We start from the raw sequence: 17,408 nt of genomic DNA on the forward strand, positions 1-17,408 counted from the left end.
CATTTTACTGTGGGCCGGTATCGGTGGCGCCCGCTGCCGGCGTGAAATCAAGCCGCCTGTTCACGACGTCCATTGCGGTGTCCTGCAAAGAACGTCCGCTGGCGAAGGCGTGGCCTCGCAGCAGCAGCAACGCTTCGTCGGCGGTGCTTCCTGTCTGGACCAGCACCATCCCGGTAGCCTGGTGGATTTCCCGCCGTGCCAGCGGAACGGTGGCAGTCCCGGTATCACCGTCCGGCAGTAATCCCCGCAGCAATGTCCATGCCGTCCGGTTGGCAATCCGGGCGGCACGGGCGCCCTGCTCAGTGCTGAGTTCGCGCGGTGAGGTGCAGTAAAGTTCCACGACGCCGATAACCAGGTCACCGGCCAGCAAGGGGAACACGAAGAGCGCCTTTGCATCAGTACTGCTTGCTGCTTCTGCAAAGGCGGGCCACGAGCGGACTCCAGCGTGGCTCAGATCGTTGATCATGACCGGCAGATGGGTACGGAAAACATCCCACCGTGGCCCGTCTCCAAGATCGTACTGAAGCTCATCAAGCCGCGCAGCTGTAGCGTCGGATGCGCACATCAGGGTTTCGGCCGCAGAACCTCCGAATATCGACACTGCCGCTCCGGCGATGGGCAGTTCCTCGAGGAATGCAGAACACAGGTCGCCGTGGGGACCGTGCCCTGGCGCTGAGGTCACTTCAGGCACGCTGTGTCACCTCTCATGTGATGGCTCGGCTGCACCAAGGACAACCATTCCTGTTTTTTCAAGACAGTCATTTTCAAGACAATCGCGCTCTGACTGTTACCCCAACCTTAAACCCGACGGGTGAAGAGATACCCGACGGCGGCTGTCACCGCGGTCAGTTCACGGTCGCTGGAGGCTACGCCGCCTTCAGATTTACGGCCAACTGCCCGGCCGCCGAGTGCGTCCTGCAGTGAGCGACAGCAACTTCGGCAGACGGAACGGCCCCCACTTGGGAGGGCCGTTCGGTCGAATGCTGCTACCTAGTGTCCGGCGTCGGCCGCCGCTTTCTTTTTGGCGTCCTTTTCCGCGTCCTTCTCAGCGCGCAGCGCTTCCGCCTCGTGCTGCTCCTCAGCTTTTTCATGGTGGATAACCTCGGCGAAGAGTTTCTCCATTTCCTTCGCCACACCAGCTGCCGAGGCAGGATTCTGTCCGGTTACCAGCCGATCATCCACGACGACTTTCTCTTCAAAGACACCTGCGGAGACATGGTGCGCTTCCTGTTCTTCCAAACGGTCGGCAAGAAAGAACGGGATGACCTTGTCCTTCCCGGCGGCGACTTCTTCGTCGTTGGTGAATGCGGCCACGTCCCGACCCTGGACGAGCCGGAAACCATCCTTCAATTCCACATTCAGCAGCCCGGCGGGACCATGACAGACAGCGCCCACCAAGCCCCCGGCGTCGTAAACGCTCGCTACCAGCCGCTGCAGTCCTTCACTGTCGGGGAAATCCCACATGGTGCCGTGACCTCCCACGAGGTAGACGGCATCATATTGCTCCGGGTCTATGACGTCGACGCGGGCAGTGTTGTAGAGCCCGGCGCGCGTCGTCTCGTCCTGCGTGAAAGCAACCTGGATGGGATCATCGGTGTCTACTACGTCGCTGGGAGGCTGGCCGCCCTTGATGGAAGCAAAATCGACGAAGTGGCCCGAATCCTTGAAGACCTTCCACGGATGTGCGGCTTCGGCCACGTTGTAGCCGGTCTTTTCGCCCGTATCACCGAGCTCGGAAACGCTGGTCAGTACCATAAGGATTTTCTTCATGAAGTGCTCCTTTCGTCCACCGCCAACACTACGCCCTGGTCCAAATGGGCTCCCTGGAACCGACAGAAGGGGCCGCAAGCCGGTTTCCCTTGACGTCATGGGTGGGCGTCTCCCGTTACCGTCCATTTCTGTTGAACGTGTCACATTTGTTTGCATCCAGCCCCAGCGACCCTGATCCTTGCAAGACCTAGTTTTTTTAGCGCTTGTCAGAGCGTGCCCAATGGAGGACACAATTTATGACTAACGTTCTTTGGTTTTCTGAGCTTGGCTTGTCCGACCTTGACCAGGTTGGCGGCAAAAATGCATCGCTTGGGGAAATGGTTCGAAATCTCGCCTCTGCAGGGGTGAAGGTTCCGGGCGGTTTCGCGACGACGGCGGACGCTTACCGGCGTTTCCTGGCGGAGTCGAAGCTGGATGCGAGGATTGAACAGATTCTTGAGGGCCTGGACAGCGGCGACGTCGCCGCTTTGGCCAAGGTTGGCCAGGAAATCCGTACCCTGATCCGGGAGACCCCGTTCCCCGCGGGTTTGGAAGAAGACATCCGGACCGCCTATGAGCGCCTGACCGGGGAGCATGGTGCGGACGTGTCGTGGGCGGTGCGTTCCAGCGCCACGGCCGAGGACCTCCCCGATGCTTCCTTTGCCGGGCAACAGGAGACATTCCTGAACATCCGTGGAATCGGAAACATCCTGCACGCGATCAAGGACGTCTTCGCGTCGCTGTACAACGACAGGGCGATTGCCTACCGGGTCCACCATGGATTCACGCATTCGGAAGTAGCGCTCTCTGCCGGTATCCAGCGGATGGTTCGTTCCGACGTCGGCGCCTCCGGCGTCATGTTCACCATGGACACCGAAACCGGCTTCACCGACGCCGTGTTCATCACGTCGTCTTACGGACTGGGGGAAGCTGTGGTCCAGGGGGCAGTGAACCCTGACGAGTTCTATGTCTACAAGCCTGCCTTGGCGGCAGGCCGGCCGGCAGTTCTCAAGCGCGGTCTGGGCGGGAAGGCCGTGCAGATGGTGTACACGGAATCCGAAGAGGTCGGCCGGACCGTCGACTTCATCCCCGTGCCGCAGGATTCCCGGAGCCGGTTCAGCCTGACCGACGCGGAGGTCGAGCAGCTTGCCCGCCATGCCGTGGCGATCGAGCGGCACTATGGCCGTCCCATGGACATCGAGTGGGGCAAGGACGGTGTGGATGGGGAGCTTTACATCCTGCAGGCCCGCCCGGAAACGGTTGAGTCACGCAAGGCAGCGGGCGTCACGTCCCGCTACACGCTCACCGAGCGGTCCACAGTCTTGGTCGAGGGGCGCGCGATCGGTCAGCGCATAGGCGCCGGCCAGGTCCGGGTACTTTCTTCGATTGACCAGATGGCCTCGTTCCAGGAGGGCGACGTTCTTGTCGCGAACATGACGGACCCCGACTGGGAACCGATCATGAAGAAGGCTGCTGCGATCGTCACGGACCGTGGCGGGCGGACTTGCCACGCTGCGATCATCGCCCGCGAACTGGGCATCCCTGCGGTCGTCGGCACAGGATACGCCTCGCAGATCCTCAAGGACGGCGCCCCGGTGACGGTGTCCTGTGCCGAGGGCGAAGCGGGGCTCGTATATGAAGGCCTGCTGGATTACACGCTCCAGGAGACCAGCCTGGAGACCATGCCGGAGGCTCCGGTGAAGATCATGATGAACGTCGGAACCCCGGAGCAGGCATTCAGTTTTGCCAAGCTCCCCAACCACGGCGTCGGCCTGGCCCGGCTGGAGTTCATCATCAACCGGCAGATCGGTGTCCACCCCAACGCCTTGCTGGCAGTGGCCGGAGAGATCGAGCGCCCGGCAACACTGGACGATTACACCGTCCGTCTCATCCAGGAAAAGATCGCCGCCTACGACGGCCCCCGCGATTACTACGTCAAGCGCCTGGCCGAGGGCATCTCGACCATCGCCGCAGCCTTCGCACCGGAGCCGGTGATCATCCGGCTCTCGGACTTCAAATCGAACGAATACGCCAACCTGGTGGGCGGTCCGGCCTTCGAACCCGAAGAAGAAAACCCGATGATCGGCTACCGGGGCGCCTCCCGGTATCTCTCTGCGGCCTTCCGGCAGGCCTTCGAACTCGAATGCGAAGCACTGAAGTTTGTGCGCAACGAGATGGGCCTGACGAATATCAAGCTCATGGTTCCGTTCGTGCGGACCCTCGACGAGGCACGCGGCGTGACCGAGCTGCTCGCTGCCAACGGGCTGAGGCGGGGAGAAAACGGGCTGGAGATCGTGATGATGTGCGAACTGCCCGCGAACGCGCTCCTGGCCGATGAGTTCCTGGAGTACTTTGACGGCTTCTCGATCGGTTCCAACGACCTGACCCAGCTCACCTTGGGCCTCGACCGTGACTCCGCTCTTGTGGCCGAAGGCTTCGATGAGCGCAATCCGGCTGTGACCAAACTGCTGGAAATGGCCATTGCCGCCTGCCGGGCCAAGGGACGGTACGTCGGGATCTGTGGTCAGGGACCCAGCGACCACCCGGACTTTGCCGAGTGGCTCCTGGGGCAAGGCATCAGCTCCATCTCGTTGAACCCGGACGCGGTGACTGAGACCTGGCTGCGCCTGGCCCGCTCAACCAACGTCACCAGCCCCACCGTCTAAATGACCGAGCATCAAACCGTGGGGGCAGGCTCCGTGCCTTCCCCCACGGTGTTCTTTCTCTCCGACAGCACCGGGATTACGGCCGAGACGCTCGGCAATACGCTGCTCACCCAGTTTCCTGGCCAACGGCTCGAGCGGCGCACCATCCCCTTCATCACTACCATCGAGCAGGCGCGCGAGGTCGTTGCGCTGATCGACCGGGTTGCGGCCACAGGTCCTGACCCGATCATCTTTTCCACGGCCGTCGGGCAGGACATCCGTGCGGTTCTCTCCAAAAGCCGCGGGCAGTTTTTCGACCTGTTCGGTGCGCATATCGGGAAACTTGAACAGACCCTCGGCGCAACGGCCAACGGAAAACCGGGCCAGGCCCACGGCGTGGGGGATGCCGTCCGCTATCAGTCCCGCATGGCCGCCGTCGAATATGCCATCGAACACGACGACGGCCAGTCACTTCGGGCGCTCGAACGCGCCGAGCTGATTCTTATCGCTCCTTCCCGTTGCGGTAAGACTCCGACCACCATGTACCTGGCCCTGCAGCACGGCATCCTTGCCGCGAACTTCCCCTTGGTCGAGGAAGATTTCGACAACATGTCACTACCTGCGCCCCTGCTGCCTTTCGCGAGCAAGTGCTTTGGACTGACGTCGCAACCCGTCCGGCTGAGCCAGATCCGTCAGGAACGCCGGCCGGGCAGCAGCTACGCATCGCTGAACCAATGCACCTTTGAGTTGCGCAACGCCGAAGACATGTACCGGGCCAACAACATTCCCTATGTGAACTCCGCTTCCATGTCCGTGGAGGAAATTTCTGCCACCGTCCTCCAACGCATGCAACTGCACCACTGACAGCGTTGCGTTCTGTCCGGTGGTATCAGGAAGGGGCGGCACGGCCGGGCTGCCCGGATGGGATATGTTGTTGTGCGCCGCCCTCGTCGCCAACGCACGTGGGGATCCGGCCTGCGACATGCAAAACCCTGAGTCAGGAGTACCCGTGCCCGGAAGCCCACGTGATGGCATAGATGCCCAGATTCTGGCGGAGCTTCGGCGCAACGCCCGCATCAGCCTGGCGCAGCTGGGCGAGAAGGTACTCCTGTCCCGCAATGCCGTGCGGCAGCGGATCGAGCGGATGGAGCGTGATGGCTTCATCAAGGGCTACACCATCAGGGAGTCTGCAGCTGAGGCCACCCGGACCGTGAATGCCGTGTTGATGATCCAACGGCATGACCGCATGCGCGGCAGTGATGTCATCGCCGGCCTGCGGGCCATTCCCGAAATCGCTACCTGTGATGTGGTAAGCGGCGAACTCGATCTCATCGTCCGGGTCGAGGCTCCGGACGCTGCAAGGATCCAGGAGATCTGGAGGCAGGTTTCTGAGTTCCCCGGAGTCCGTGACATCACTACCGCGTTGTCACTCTCGACGGTCATTGACAGGCAGTCACCACGCTGATCGCATCCCCGCAGGAATCGGCGGCCATCAATCTTTCCGCCTGCTCGGGCTGGAGCAGGCCCTCACTGACAGCGATGTCGATGACACTCTGTCCTGAGACGAGTGCCCTGTGGGCGACCCCGGCTGCCACCGCGTACCCCAGGACGGGCAGCAGTGCCGTGGCCTGGGCCGTGGACGCGCGTGCCCTGGACCGAAGCAGTGCTTCGTTGGCTTCGACGCCGGAGACGCATAGCTCGCGCAGGACGTCGCAGCCGTTGGTCAGCCAACTCAGTGACTGCAGCAAGGCGTGGGCGATGACCGGCTCGAACGCGTTCAGCTGAAGCTGTCCGTTGTCAGCCGCCATGGTGACAGTGACATCGGCGCCAGCGACTAAGAACGCAATCTGGTTGATGACCTCGGGGATGACCGGGTTGACCTTTCCGGGCATGATCGAGGAGCCCGCTTGCCGCGGGGGCAGCCGGATCTCAGCGAGCCCTGTCTGGGGTCCGCTGGATAGCAGGCGCAGGTCACTGCAGATTTTGGAGAGCTTGATGGCAGTGCGTTTGAGTGCCCCGGAGAACGTCATGAACGCCCCGGTATCCCAAGTTGCTTCAACAAAATCGTGGGCACGGGTCAACTGGACCCCGCTGACCGCAGAAAGCTTGTCGATGACCCGCTCCAGATACCGCGGGTCCGCGGTGATGCCGGTGCCGATCGCTGTGGCGCCCAAGCTGCATTCGCGCAGCAGGGCGGCTGCTTCGCGAAGGCGGCGCTGGTCTTCCTCGAGCGTGACGGCGAAGGCAGTGAATTCCTGCCCGAGCGTCATGGGCACGGCGTCCTGCAATTGCGTGCGTCCGATTTTGGGGATGTCCGCGAACGCGTGGCCGCGTTCGGCGAACGATTCGGACAACAGGGCCAGTTGTTTCAGCAGGTCTTCGAGTGCGAACACGAGGGCCAAGCGCACGGCTGTCGGGTAGACGTCGTTGGTGGACTGGCATTTGTTGACGTGCCCGATCGGGTCGATCACTTCGTACGACCCCCGGGGGTGACCCAGGGACTCCAGGGCCAGGTTGGCGATGACCTCGTTGGCATTCATGTTCGTCGAGGTTCCTGCCCCGCCCTGGATGACGTCCACGGGGAACGCATCGTCGACCTCACCGGAGGCTACTGTGTCGCAGGCCGAGGCGATCGCCAGGCCAATATCGTCCGGGATCAGGCCCAGCTCGGTGTTGGTCAGGGCCGCGGCCTTCTTCACAACCGCGAGGGCGCGGACGAGGTGACGGTGGGTTCCGAGCTGGATGCCGCTGATGGGGAAATTGAGGATCGCCCGTTCGGTGTGGATGCCCCAGAGGGCGGATGTAGGAACGGCCAAGGAGCCCAGGCTGTCCCGTTCGATCCTGATCCTGGTTTCATGTCCGGTGCTGGTGCTCATGAGGCGATCGCAATGACTTTGGGTTGCGTCATTTCCTCGTAGGCGAAGTGGACCCCTTCGCGGCCCATGCTGCCGTACTTCGAGCCGCCGAACGGCATGGCATCGTGTCGGTAGTCGGAGGAATCGTTGATCATGACACCGCCGGCGTCGATGGCTTTGGCGGTCTGCAAGGCCCGGTTGAGGTCCTTGGTGAACACGCCGGCCTGCAGCGCGTACTCGCTGTCGTTGGCCAGTTCGATGGCTTCCTCAGCGGTGTCGAACGCTTCAATAAGGACGACCGGTGCGAACAGTTCCTCGCTCCAGGCCTCGCAGGTCCGGGGCACCCCGGTGAGCACGGCAGGGGTGAGGACCGGCCCGTCAAGGGTCCCCCCGGTCAGCAGTTTCGCCCCGGCCGCTACGGCCTCATCGATCTTCCGTTTCGCTTCGGCGGCGGAGTCGTGGCTGATCATCGGTCCGACATCGGTGTGTTCGTTGCGGGGGTCGCCGGTTTTCAGCGCGGCGGTTTGCGTGACAAAGGCCTCCAGGAAGGTCTCGAACACTGGGCGTTGGACAAGGATCCGCTGCGCGCCGATGCAGTTCTGGCCGGCTGCCCAGAACGAACCGGACACACTGGCCTCGACGGCTGCTGGGATGTCGGCGTCGTCGAAGACGATGACGGGGGCATTACCACCAAGTTCCATGGAAAGGCGCTTGATTCCGGCGTTCGCGGCGATGGCCCGGCCCGTGGCGAATCCTCCGGTGAACGAGACCATGCGGACCAACTTGGAGGAGATGATGGTTTGCGCGACTGTCCGGTCACCGAGGACAACGGTGACGAAGTCTGAGGGAAGACCGGCCTCACGCAGCAGGTCCACCAGGAGAATGGCGGTCAAGGGTGTCAGTTGGGAGGGCTTGAGGATGACCGTGTTGCCGCCGGCGATAGCAGGGCCGAGCTTGTGGGCCACCAGGTTCAACGCGTCGTTGTAGGGCGTAATCGCCGCGATGAGCCCAAGTGGTTCACGGGTGAACCAGCCTTGTCGGTTCTCCGAACCTGCGAAGGAATCGAACGGGACGACTTCGCCGACGTTCCGGCGGGTTTCCGCCGCTGAAAGCTTGAGCGTGTTCACCGCGCGGGAGACTTCCTTGCGAGCCTGCTTGATGGTTTTTCCTGCCTCGGCGACAATCAGCTCCCCGACATCTTGCGACCGCTGCTGCAACAGTTCCGCAGCGGAATCCAGAATCCTGCCACGCTCGTGGCGTGGCATGGCCGCCGCTGCCGGAGCGGAGGCCGCGGCACGGATGAGCTCGACACGTACCTCCGCCTCAGTGCACTGGGGCAGGGTGGCCAGGGGGCCGCCGTCGAACTTGTTACGCACCACCAAGTGCTCGGCGACGGCTTTCACGGGAGACTCGGCAATGGCTGTCTCAGGCACGGACGGCTCCTTTGGCGAATTCGTCGACGGCGATGATGTCGGAAATGAGGGCGTAGGCGGTTTCGACGCGACCAGCGCCCGGGCCGGACACGGTAACTGCACCGAGCAGGTCGGTGGTGAAGGACACGGCATTGGTGGCACCGGAAATGCCAGCCAACGGGTGATCCGCCGGGAGGGCTACGGGCTGGACGGTAGCGACGATGCGGCCATCTTCTTCACGGCGTGCCTCGCCGATCAGCTTCCACCGGGAGCCGCCCGCCAAGGCCTGGGTAACGTCGTCGCTGGTGATGTCCTGGATACCGGTGGTCTCCACATCGCCGGGGCGGATGTTTGCCCCCAGCAATTCGTTGGCCAGGATCGCGACCTTCAACCGGACATCGGAGCCTCCAATGTCGGCGGTCGGATCAGCCTCGGCATAACCGAGAGCCTGGGCTTCGGAAATGGCTTCATCCAGGCCCAATCCGGCTTCCATGCGGCCAAGCACGTAGTTGCTGGTCCCGTTCAGGATCCCCTGAACCGCGTTCAGTTCCAGACCTCCGAGCATCTTGTGCGCCAGACGGATGACGGGTGTTCCGCTCATGACAGCGCCTTCGTACTCGAAGCGGACGCCGTTCTCGGCTGCTAGTGTGCGAAGTTCCTGGCCGTGCAAGGCCACGGGACCCTTGTTGGTGGTCACCACATGCTTGCCCGACTCAAGGGCCCATTTCACATGCGAAACGGCGGGTTCCCCGTCAACGGGACTGGTGAAAGTTGCTTCGACGACGATGTCGGCCGGGCTGTTCTTGATGACGTCCTCGTTTCGCGGGTCCGGGCTGCCGCCGGGGAGACCCTCGAAGGTCGAGCCTCGCGGCATGGCCAGAACCGAGGCCAGATCGATGCCCTCACCTTGGACAAGCGAACCAAAAGCCAGGTCGGTGATCGCTACGACGCGGAGCTCGAAGCCGAGGGAAGCGAATCGTCCGGGTTCATCGCGGATCAGCTCGGCCAAGGCGCGGTTCACGCCTCCGAAACCAATCAGGGCCAGGTTGTACGTCGTCACAATGATCTCCTTGATAGGGCGGTAATGCTGTTCCTCAAGCCTCTAACCCGGGAGTGTCAGTTCCCTAGGTACAAAACGCTCGTCCGGCATGACGAAACGACCAAAGAAGCGCGCTTTTCGCCCCTTCCGGCCACCCAATAGGCTGTAGCTGTGAACGAGCTTCCGGATACTGGCCCCTTTTTTCACGGCACCAAAGCCAAGCTCCGCACAGGAGACCTGCTGCGGGCGGGCTTCAGGTCGAACTACCGTCCCGAAGTAGTGATGAACCATATCTACTTCACGGCGCTGCGGGACGGGGCAGGTCTCGCCGCGGAACTCGCGGCCGGTGAGGGTGAGCCGCGGGTGTACGAGGTGGAGCCGACCGGGACGTTCGAGGACGATCCAAACGTCACGGACAAGAAATTTCCGGGAAATCCCACCAGGTCCTATCGGAGCACTGCACCGCTGAAGGTGGTCGGTGAGGTCACGGACTGGACGCGGCTCGCGCCGGAGGCCCTGCAAGCCTGGAAGGACCGCTTGGCAGCAATCCTTGCCGACGAGCGCGGCGAGATCATCAACTGACGAAGAACGGGACAGCCAGGACAGGCAGCACCGGGATGCGCAGCGGCCATCAGTAGACGCTTGTCGAGAAGTACCAAGCATGCTTGGTTACGAGAAGGTGGGGGACCACTGGGAGCCCAAGGAAGAGCGAGGTCCTTCGGACGCCCACGCCGAAGGGGGCGTCGATTCGCCCATGCCAACGGCAGGGGGAGTTGATGCCAATGCTTCCAAGGGCCACCTATACCAACTTGCGCAACAGCTTGGGATCAATGGCCGTTCGAAGATGTCCAAGGACGAACTCGTGCAGGCGCTGCAGAAGGCCAATGATGCGGCAACACGGAAGGCCAGGGAGAGCTGAACGGGGTTGAACATGCGTTTGGCAGGGCCACCGTGTGGTGGCCCTGCCAAAGGTGCGTTGGCATCCAGTCCTGCGCCCGTCCTTCGGGCTACCTGTTGCGATGGTGTGCAGGATGTGATTCCGAACGCCCGCCGGGAGTGATTGTTTCGGCGGGTCTTGGAGGCTCGGTGCCGCCGGAGTCCCCTACATGATTCCGGTCGGTACCAGCAGTGCCCAGGCCAGGGCCGGGGCGACGAGGACCACGCCGCCCGCGTAGGCCATGAGCTGCTTGTAGACGCGCTGGCGGTCGTCTTCACGGGCGTTGGCCACAACCAGTGCTCCGTCAGTGGAGAAGGGGGACACGTCCACCACGGTTGCCGCAATGGCAAGGGCTGCCACCGTCCCTGAGGCGCTGAGCGAGCTTGTTGCCAGCAGCGGTCCGGCCAAAGGAATGAAAGCCGTGAGGAGGGCGGTGGAAGAGGCGAAAGCTGAACCGACACCGATCACGTAGCAGAGGACCAGTGCGATGAGCAGCGGTGCCCCGAGCGCGAGCGCTTGTTCGGCGAGGGTGTCAATGACACCCACGTGCTGGAGCAGTGAGACGTAGGTGATCATGCCTGCGACCAGAAGAACGGTCGACCAGGAGACCCCGCCGATGAAGGTCCGGTGTTCCTTGATGTTGACCAGGGCCAGCAGAAGTCCGGCGGAAAGCGCCACGAAGCCGATGGGCATGTGGAAGCCCAAGGCGCAGACGAGCATGGCGGCAATCAGTGCAAGCGTGAGGAGCTGCTGGCCGTGGGGGCGTGCAGTGCGCGTCGTGTCGAGGTCGGCGTGCTGGCCGGCCGCGCCGTCGCGGAGCTTTCCGAGCAGGGCGAACAGAACCACGGTGAGGATGGAAAGGATGAGGTTGAGCGCGAAGCTTGCCCCGAAGAGCGCACCCTGCGAGATGGGGAAGCCGTTCTTCACTGCGATGTCGTGAACCAGGACGCCGGCCACGGACAGCGGGGAGAATCCACCCGCGTGGGCGCCGTTGATGATGAAGGCGCCCATCAGGACGGGGTGGATGCGTGATTCGTAGGCCAGTCCGATCGCTGCTGGGGCCAGCAGGGCGACGGCGGCGGGGGAGAAGGTGCCCAGTGACGTCAGGGCTGCGGCCAGAAGGAAGAACACCCAGGGCAGCAGCAGGGTTTTGCCCCGGACCAGCCGGACGCAGGTCTGGACGATGATGTCGACGGTGCCGTTGCGCTGGGCCATGCTGAAGAAGTACGTCACGCCAATGATGGTGATGACGATGTTGGCGGGGAAGTCAGCAAGGATTTCCTTGTCGCTCATGCCAAGCATGAAGTAGCCGACGCCGAAGGAGGCTACCAGCCCCATCACTCCGATGTTCAAAGGCCACTTCGTGGCGACAACGAACATCACCACGAGTATGACCAGCGGGATGATCTGCGTGGCGGTCATGGTCGGCTCCGATTCCGGGGTGGCCGCCGGGTTGAACAGGGCACCCCCGAACAGGATGGCGACCAGACCCAGGATGACGGAAGCGGCAACCGTTACCAGCAGGATACGGCGGCGCGTAGTGGGACGCTTGGAACTCTCGTCCTTGATATCGCTCTCGGCGTCGGGAGCTGGTTGGTAAATAGTCTTAGCCATGGTGTTCTCTCCTCATCGAGTGGCTGTTTCCAGTGAGGCTTCGACGGCGTTGCCGAGAGTCTCCGGGAGGTGGATGATGCTGGTGGCGATGGTGCGGGCTGTCCGGTCAACGCCTACCAGGATGGAGCCTTGGTGCTCCTCGCTCCAGGTTTCGATGACACCGGCAGGTGTGCGGAGCTTCAGCGTTGGATGGACTGCGTTGCCGGTGATGGCGTTGAGTACTGTTCCGGGTGTGCGTGCGGCGAGCGTCAGGGCGATGCTGCCGGTGATGGCCAAGGCTGGATGCGGCTTGCCCATGGAGAGCATCATGACGTTGACGTCGCAGTCCGGACCTGAATCGCCGGGAGCGCCGACGATTGCCAACTTGGGTACGGCGCGGGCTGCTTGCGCAGGAGTCGCTGCCATCCCCATGCGCACTGCTGCCTGGCGGCGAATGGCGTCCAGTGTTTCCAGATGCTGCTCCACGTGTTCCGTCCACGTGTCGTAGCGGGATATGTCGAGTCCGAGGTCTTCGGCACGGACGATGACGACCGGGGCGCCGGCATCCACCATCGATACTGTCCAGGATTTCCCGCCGCCAAGGACCGTTTCGCTTGCCGTCCCCGTGGGTAGCAGCTCTCCGGTGGTCTTACCTGCCGGGTCCTGGAAGCCGAGGCCCACTTTGAAACCGGGAAAGGCAACGCCTGGCATGTGCGCGTCCGGAACGATGGGCAAGGCTCCGGAGGGAGTGGCCACCTGTTGGATGATGAGCTGCCCGGTGTTGGTATTGCGGGTGACAATTCGAGTGGTGTCTCCCTTTGGGGTGACCCAGCCCTTTTCGATGGCATAGAGACCCACTACTGCTGAGCAGTTTCCGCAGTTGCTGCCCCAGTCCACGGTGGCTTCTTCGATCCCTACCTGGGCGAAAGTGAATTCCACGTCAACGGAGGGGTCTGAAGGGCGGCGAAGGATCATCGCCTTGCTGGTGGTGGAGGTAGCGCCGCCCACCCCGTCGATTTGCCGTGAATCGGGGCTTCCAAAAAGTCGTGGAAGCAATTCGTCAAGGTCGATGCTCGTTTCGTTCAGGGTTTCGGTCTCGAAGACCCAGCACTTGCTGGTGCCTCCACGCATCCATTCCGCTTCTATCTTCATCTGTCCTGCACTCCTTCTGCCGTTACCCGGCGGGCTCTTCAATCAGCATGAGCCGGATCACACATGAAGACAATGTGCAATATCTGAAGGAGTATGTAGCATTGCTTCATTCACTGACGGAGCATGGCTGAATCGATGATCTTCATCGGAGATGGGACAGTTGATCGGGCTTCCTGCCGCGCGCTGAGGCAGGGGCGTGTATAGAATGAACCAATCATTCAGAAGGGTGCAGAAATGCTTAACGATGATGCCCGTGATTTATATGATCTCCGCAGGCTCGCCTTGCTCGTGGAGGTTGTCGAGCAGGGATCCATCACTGCCGCGGCAGACACCATGATGTACACCCCGTCGGCAGTATCGCAGCAATTGCGCAAGCTCGAGCAAGAGGTGGGGCAGCCGCTGCTGAACCGACGCTCCCGTGGTGTGGTTCCCACCGAAGCCGGCCAGGTACTGGCAGGCCATGCGCGGAAGATCGTCGGGCAGATCCGGGCAGCACAGTCGGACCTGGACCAGATCGCGGGTCTGCGGCGGGGGTCCCTGACGATTGGTACCTTTCCCACGCTCGCGGGATCTTTCCTCCCCGTGGTGATCCGCGCCTTCAAGAAGAGGTACCCGGCCATCAGCCTGTCGGTTCGAAGTGCCCGGTTCGATGAGTTGGTTTCGGACCTCGAGTCCGGAGTAACAGGCCTCTGCCTGCTCTGGGACTACCCTTGGAACCCCTTCGAAGACGACTCCATCAGGACCACCGAGGTTTTCCAGGAGAGCACCGTCATCCTCGTCGCCAAAGGACATCCGTTGGCCGACCGTGACGAAGTAACCATGGGCGAACTCAGGAAAGAGTCGTGGATTGTCCGCGCTGATGCCCACCCCGTAGTGGAGGTTCTCCAGCGGTCCGCACACGACGCCGGCTTTGAACCCACCATTGGTTTCCTGGCCAATGACTACCAGGAAGCCCAAGCCATGGTGAGCGTCGGAATGGGCGTAGCCATGGTGCCCAAGACAGCTGTGGCGCTGCAGCATCCCGACGTCAGGGTACTGGGCCTTGGCGCCGGCGCGCCCCTGCGACGCGTACTGCTGGCCCAACGTCAGGACAAGGTGTACGCGCCGGCGGAAGTGGCATTCCACACCACGCTTCTTGAGATCGCCCGCGAGCGGGCCGGCGAGTACCTCTGACGGGTTCCGGTCGCCCTGTCGAGCTGCCGTCAACGCATCTGGCGAGCCGCCGTCGTGCGTCGACCGCCTACAGCCTGACGCTTTGACCCGTCAACGCGTTGCGAACCGAGGGCCACGATTGCAGGACCCCCCGGACGTCGGGATTCAGTTCGGCGCGGAGCGCCTGTTGGTAGGAATCTTCCAGCAGTTCATCCACGGAGATGCGGGCACCCGAAGAAGCGCTGAGAATGGCTGCTTCGACCATGGCCAGGCTCATGATGTTCCGGTGGACGCGCCCCATGGGGTTGCTTCCAGTGCGGACAGCAGAGACGAAGTCGCGCAATGAGCCAGCGATTTCCTGCCCCGGATCCTGTTGCGGTTCGAAGGTGCCGGGAAGCGAGGAAGTTGGTTGCGTGTCACCGTCCCAGAGCACAGTTCCGTGTTCGCCGCTGATGCGCCACGAGGCGTTCCAGGACGTTTCCTGTCCCGGGCTGCACCAGCTGCCGGTGAACACGAAACGCTCGCCGCCGCTCATTTCGAAGATGGCAGTGGCCCCGGAATCGCCGCGATACCAGCTCCAGGAAGGGTTGTATTCCTCGCAGAACACCGAAACGGGATCGGCGTCGAGGAGGAAGCGGGCCATGTCGAACTGGTGGATGGCCATGTCGAGCAGGAGCGGATGGTCCATCGCGTCACGGAAACCGCCGAAGTGCGGTGCCTTGAAGAACTCGGCTGAGACGATGCCGACCGGCCCCAGGGACGATGACAGATGCTTGGCCTCAAACAGGTGCTTGTTGTAGCGGCGTGACTGGCTGACCATGAATAACTGGCCATGCAGTTCCGCGGCTGCTGCCAGGGAAAGACCCTGCGCCACGGTGGACGCCACGGGCTTTTCGCCGAGGACCGGCAGTCCGGCAGCCAGCGCTTCGGTGGTGACCGGGTGATGGGCCGCCGGGACGGTGACGTTGATGACTGCCTGGGCGCCGACGTCGAACGCCAACTGTGCGGTGCGCGCACCGACCGGGAGGTCGGGACGGCCCAATGACGCGGCAGCCGCACGCGCGGCTTCAAGGTCCAGGTCAACGATGCCGACGAGCTCCACCAGTGGCGATTCCTCCACGGTACGGAGCCATGCCTGGCCCATCCCTCCGGCGCCGACAACGATGACGCGAAGGCGGTTCCCGTCGTCTGGGATGGTGGCAAAGGGGGTGTTCACGCGTTGGCTCCCTGGTAGCTCTTGCCGTTGAAGAAGTCGTTGGTGTCGTAGCGGAGCAGTTCCGGGACGGCGCGTTCCGGGCGGTCGGTGACGGCCCATTCGACGGCGTTGGCGATCACCTTTCGGATGTCCTTGTGGTGGTACACGGGGTAGTCCTGGTCACCGGGGCTGAAGAAGAAGATCTTGCCGTGGCCCCGACGGAACGTGCACCCGGAACGGAACACCTCGCCGCCGCTGAACGAGCTGATGAACACGAGTTCTTCGGGCGTGGGGATGTCGAAGAACTCGCCATACATCTCCTGTTCAGGGATGACGATGGGGTGCGGAACGCCTTTGGCGATGGGGTGGGTGGGGTCGACGGTCCAGACGAGTTCACGGTCCTGCTCGGAGCGCCACCGCAGTGTGCAGGAGGTCCCCATGAGCTTGGTGAAGATCTTGGACCAGTGGCCCGAGTGCAGCACGATCAGCCCCATGCCGGCCAGGACGTGCCGGTGAACGCGTTCGACGATGTCGTCGTCGACGTCTGCATGGGACATGTGGCCCCACCAGGTGAGGACATCGGTGGCGGCCAACACTTCTTCGGTGAGGCCGTGTTCCGCTTCGTCCAGCGTCGCTGTCCGGACCTCGACGGCGGAGCCCAGGTTCTCCTCGATACCGGCCTTGATGGCGCCGTGCATTCCCTCGGGGTAGAGCTTCGCGACCAGTTCGTCGCGCTTCTCGTGCCGGTTCTCGCTCCACACGGTGACGCGGATGGGCTTGATGTCAGACATGGTGATGCTCCTTGTTAGTGATGAGGGGCGGTCTACTTGACCGCGCCGCCGGTGGTCCCCGCGGCAATGTATTTCTGGGCCGCGACCAAAAGGACGATGGCCGGGATGGAGGCGAGTACCGCCGTCGCCATGACCGAACTCCAGTCGTTCACATACGCGCCGATGTACTGGAAGATGCCCAACGTGACCGGCCGGACGGCCTCCGTGGTGGTCAGGGTGAGGGCGAACAGGAAATCGCTCCACGCGAACAGGAACGTGAACAGGCCCGCGGTAATCAGCGAGTTTCGGCTCAGCGGAAGGACGATCGACCAGAACGCCCGGAGATGTCCGGCGCCGTCCACCCGTGCCGCTTCGATCACCGACGTCGGCATGCCGTTCATGAAGGCGCGGATAATGAGGATCGCGAAGGGAATGCCGTGCGCCGAATCCGCGAGGATCAGGCCCGGAATGGAGTTGAGCAAACCGAGGTCGTTGTACGCGGTGTACAGGGCGTTGGCCACCACGATGCCGGGAATCATCTGGCTGATCAGGATCGCGAAAAGGACTACTCCGGCGCCGCGGACCTTGAAATAGGCCAAGGCGTACGCGGCCGGGGCCGCTATGGCAAGGCTCAAGGCCACGCTCCCCAGCGAGATGACCAGGCTTGTCCCGAGGTTCCCTGCCTGTTCGCTGATGGCCGTGGCGTAGCCGGTGAAATCGGGTTTCAACGGGATCCAGGAGGTCTCCAGGGTGGTGCCGTTGGGCTGGAGCGAAGCGTTGACCATCCAGTACACGGGGAAGAGCATGATGGCCAGGAAGAACAGGGCCAGCGCCGTGTAGCCCCAGTTCCTGCGGCCCGGGGTGCTTGCTGCCTTGCGGCGTATGGGTGCATGCAGTGCGGTTGTCATG

16 protein-coding genes are annotated in these 17,408 nt (G+C 62.7%); 6 read left to right on the forward strand and 10 right to left on the reverse strand.

Annotated elements, in window-relative coordinates; all coding sequences use genetic code 11:
- Positions 1-4 precede the first annotated feature (4 nt).
- Both PV760_RS11605 and PV760_RS11610 read right to left on the reverse strand, forming a co-directional pair.
- A complete protein-coding gene (locus tag PV760_RS11605) occupies positions 5-691 on the reverse strand; it encodes a GAF and ANTAR domain-containing protein (protein WP_079581267.1) in 687 nt (228 codons plus the stop codon).
- A gap of 299 nt (positions 692-990) precedes the next feature.
- Entirely contained in the window at positions 991-1,770 is a 780-nt protein-coding gene (locus PV760_RS11610) for a type 1 glutamine amidotransferase domain-containing protein (RefSeq protein ID WP_354627795.1), read from the reverse strand.
- Between the two features lie 236 nt (positions 1,771-2,006).
- On the opposite strand from PV760_RS11610, the gene ppsA reads away from it, so the two are divergent.
- The 3 genes from ppsA (at position 2,007) to PV760_RS11625 (ending at position 5,859) form a co-directional block, all read left to right on the forward strand.
- Positions 2,007-4,415 carry a phosphoenolpyruvate synthase gene (ppsA, locus tag PV760_RS11615; RefSeq protein ID WP_055976193.1) on the forward strand — a complete coding sequence of 803 codons (2,409 nt, stop codon included), beginning with the start codon at positions 2,007-2,009 and terminating at the stop codon, positions 4,413-4,415.
- Positions 4,416-5,258 (forward strand): pyruvate, water dikinase regulatory protein, encoded by an 843-nt coding sequence (locus tag PV760_RS11620; protein ID WP_035734266.1) that lies wholly within the window; start codon positions 4,416-4,418, stop codon positions 5,256-5,258.
- Positions 5,259-5,403: 145 nt separating this feature from the next.
- Entirely contained in the window at positions 5,404-5,859 is a 456-nt protein-coding gene (locus PV760_RS11625) for an Lrp/AsnC family transcriptional regulator (protein WP_039241455.1), read from the forward strand.
- Here the strand turns inward: PV760_RS11625 and PV760_RS11630 are convergent.
- Genes PV760_RS11630 through PV760_RS11640 form a run of 3 tightly spaced genes read right to left on the reverse strand, consistent with a single transcriptional unit; the run spans position 5,834 to position 9,721 of the window.
- Positions 5,834-7,270 (reverse strand): aspartate ammonia-lyase, encoded by a 1,437-nt coding sequence (locus PV760_RS11630; protein ID WP_354627796.1) that lies wholly within the window; start codon positions 7,268-7,270, stop codon positions 5,834-5,836. The two genes, PV760_RS11625 and PV760_RS11630, sit on opposite strands and share 26 nt — an antisense overlap.
- Positions 7,267-8,682, reverse strand: a complete 1,416-nt coding sequence (locus tag PV760_RS11635; RefSeq protein ID WP_354627797.1) for an aldehyde dehydrogenase family protein — start codon at positions 8,680-8,682, stop codon at positions 7,267-7,269. The genes PV760_RS11630 and PV760_RS11635 overlap by 4 nt, the downstream gene beginning before the upstream one ends.
- Positions 8,675-9,721: a homoserine dehydrogenase gene (locus PV760_RS11640; RefSeq protein ID WP_354627798.1), complete on the reverse strand. Its 1,047-nt coding sequence runs from the start codon at positions 9,719-9,721 to the stop codon at positions 8,675-8,677. The genes PV760_RS11635 and PV760_RS11640 overlap by 8 nt, the downstream gene beginning before the upstream one ends.
- Before the next feature lie 150 nt (positions 9,722-9,871).
- On the opposite strand from PV760_RS11640, the gene arr reads away from it, so the two are divergent.
- Positions 9,872-10,282: an NAD(+)--rifampin ADP-ribosyltransferase gene (gene arr / locus PV760_RS11645; RefSeq protein ID WP_018779672.1), complete on the forward strand. Its 411-nt coding sequence runs from the start codon at positions 9,872-9,874 to the stop codon at positions 10,280-10,282.
- The gene (locus PV760_RS11650) at positions 10,251-10,619 is read left to right on the forward strand and encodes a Rho termination factor N-terminal domain-containing protein (protein ID WP_394525631.1); all 369 of its coding nucleotides are present in this window, start codon (positions 10,251-10,253) and stop codon (positions 10,617-10,619) included. The genes arr and PV760_RS11650 overlap by 32 nt, the downstream gene beginning before the upstream one ends.
- A 183-nt stretch (positions 10,620-10,802) precedes the next feature.
- Here PV760_RS11650 and PV760_RS11655 read toward each other — a convergent pair whose 3' ends face one another.
- Both PV760_RS11655 and PV760_RS11660 read right to left on the reverse strand, forming a co-directional pair.
- Positions 10,803-12,251 carry an SLC13 family permease gene (locus tag PV760_RS11655; protein ID WP_018779670.1) on the reverse strand — a complete coding sequence of 483 codons (1,449 nt, stop codon included), beginning with the start codon at positions 12,249-12,251 and terminating at the stop codon, positions 10,803-10,805.
- A 12-nt stretch (positions 12,252-12,263) separates the two neighbouring features.
- A complete protein-coding gene (locus PV760_RS11660; protein WP_354627799.1) occupies positions 12,264-13,382 on the reverse strand; it encodes a PrpF domain-containing protein in 1,119 nt (372 codons plus the stop codon).
- A gap of 234 nt (positions 13,383-13,616) precedes the next feature.
- Here PV760_RS11660 and PV760_RS11665 point away from each other — a divergent pair, with 234 nt between their 5' ends.
- On the forward strand, positions 13,617-14,555 hold the full coding sequence (locus PV760_RS11665; RefSeq protein WP_354627800.1) for a LysR family transcriptional regulator: 939 nt from the start codon (positions 13,617-13,619) through the stop codon (positions 14,553-14,555).
- Positions 14,556-14,622: 67 nt separating this feature from the next.
- Here PV760_RS11665 and PV760_RS11670 read toward each other — a convergent pair whose 3' ends face one another.
- Genes PV760_RS11670 through PV760_RS11680 form a run of 3 tightly spaced genes read right to left on the reverse strand, consistent with a single transcriptional unit; the run spans position 14,623 to position 17,407 of the window.
- Positions 14,623-15,750 carry a Gfo/Idh/MocA family protein gene (locus PV760_RS11670; RefSeq protein ID WP_354627801.1) on the reverse strand — a complete coding sequence of 376 codons (1,128 nt, stop codon included), beginning with the start codon at positions 15,748-15,750 and terminating at the stop codon, positions 14,623-14,625.
- On the reverse strand, positions 15,747-16,520 hold the full coding sequence (locus PV760_RS11675; RefSeq protein ID WP_354627802.1) for a ThuA domain-containing protein: 774 nt from the start codon (positions 16,518-16,520) through the stop codon (positions 15,747-15,749). The genes PV760_RS11670 and PV760_RS11675 overlap by 4 nt, the downstream gene beginning before the upstream one ends.
- 32 nt (positions 16,521-16,552) lie before the next feature.
- Complete coding sequence (locus tag PV760_RS11680) at positions 16,553-17,407, reverse strand: carbohydrate ABC transporter permease (RefSeq protein ID WP_354627803.1); 855 nt, start codon at positions 17,405-17,407, stop codon at positions 16,553-16,555.
- Position 17,408 lies beyond the last annotated feature (1 nt).

Source organism: Paenarthrobacter sp. CC6 (genome assembly GCF_040560085.1).
Taxonomy (GTDB): Bacteria; Actinomycetota; Actinomycetes; order Actinomycetales; family Micrococcaceae; genus Arthrobacter; species Arthrobacter nicotinovorans.

Excerpts from the sequence above, each read along its gene's own strand:
- PV760_RS11610 (WP_354627795.1), bottom strand. The coding sequence starts at position 1,770 with ATGAAGAAAATCCTTATGGTACTGACCAGCGTTTCCGAGCTCGGTGAT.
- ppsA (WP_055976193.1), top strand. The coding sequence starts at position 2,007 with ATGACTAACGTTCTTTGGTTTTCTGAGCTTGGCTTGTCCGACCTTGAC.
- PV760_RS11620 (WP_035734266.1), top strand. The coding sequence starts at position 4,416 with ATGACCGAGCATCAAACCGTGGGGGCAGGCTCCGTGCCTTCCCCCACG.
- PV760_RS11630 (WP_354627796.1), bottom strand. The coding sequence starts at position 7,270 with ATGAGCACCAGCACCGGACATGAAACCAGGATCAGGATCGAACGGGAC.
- PV760_RS11655 (WP_018779670.1), bottom strand. The coding sequence starts at position 12,251 with ATGGCTAAGACTATTTACCAACCAGCTCCCGACGCCGAGAGCGATATC.
- PV760_RS11660 (WP_354627799.1), bottom strand. The coding sequence starts at position 13,382 with ATGAAGATAGAAGCGGAATGGATGCGTGGAGGCACCAGCAAGTGCTGG.
- PV760_RS11665 (WP_354627800.1), top strand. The coding sequence starts at position 13,617 with ATGCTTAACGATGATGCCCGTGATTTATATGATCTCCGCAGGCTCGCC.
- PV760_RS11675 (WP_354627802.1), bottom strand. The coding sequence starts at position 16,520 with ATGTCTGACATCAAGCCCATCCGCGTCACCGTGTGGAGCGAGAACCGG.
- PV760_RS11680 (WP_354627803.1), bottom strand. The coding sequence starts at position 17,407 with ATGACAACCGCACTGCATGCACCCATACGCCGCAAGGCAGCAAGCACC.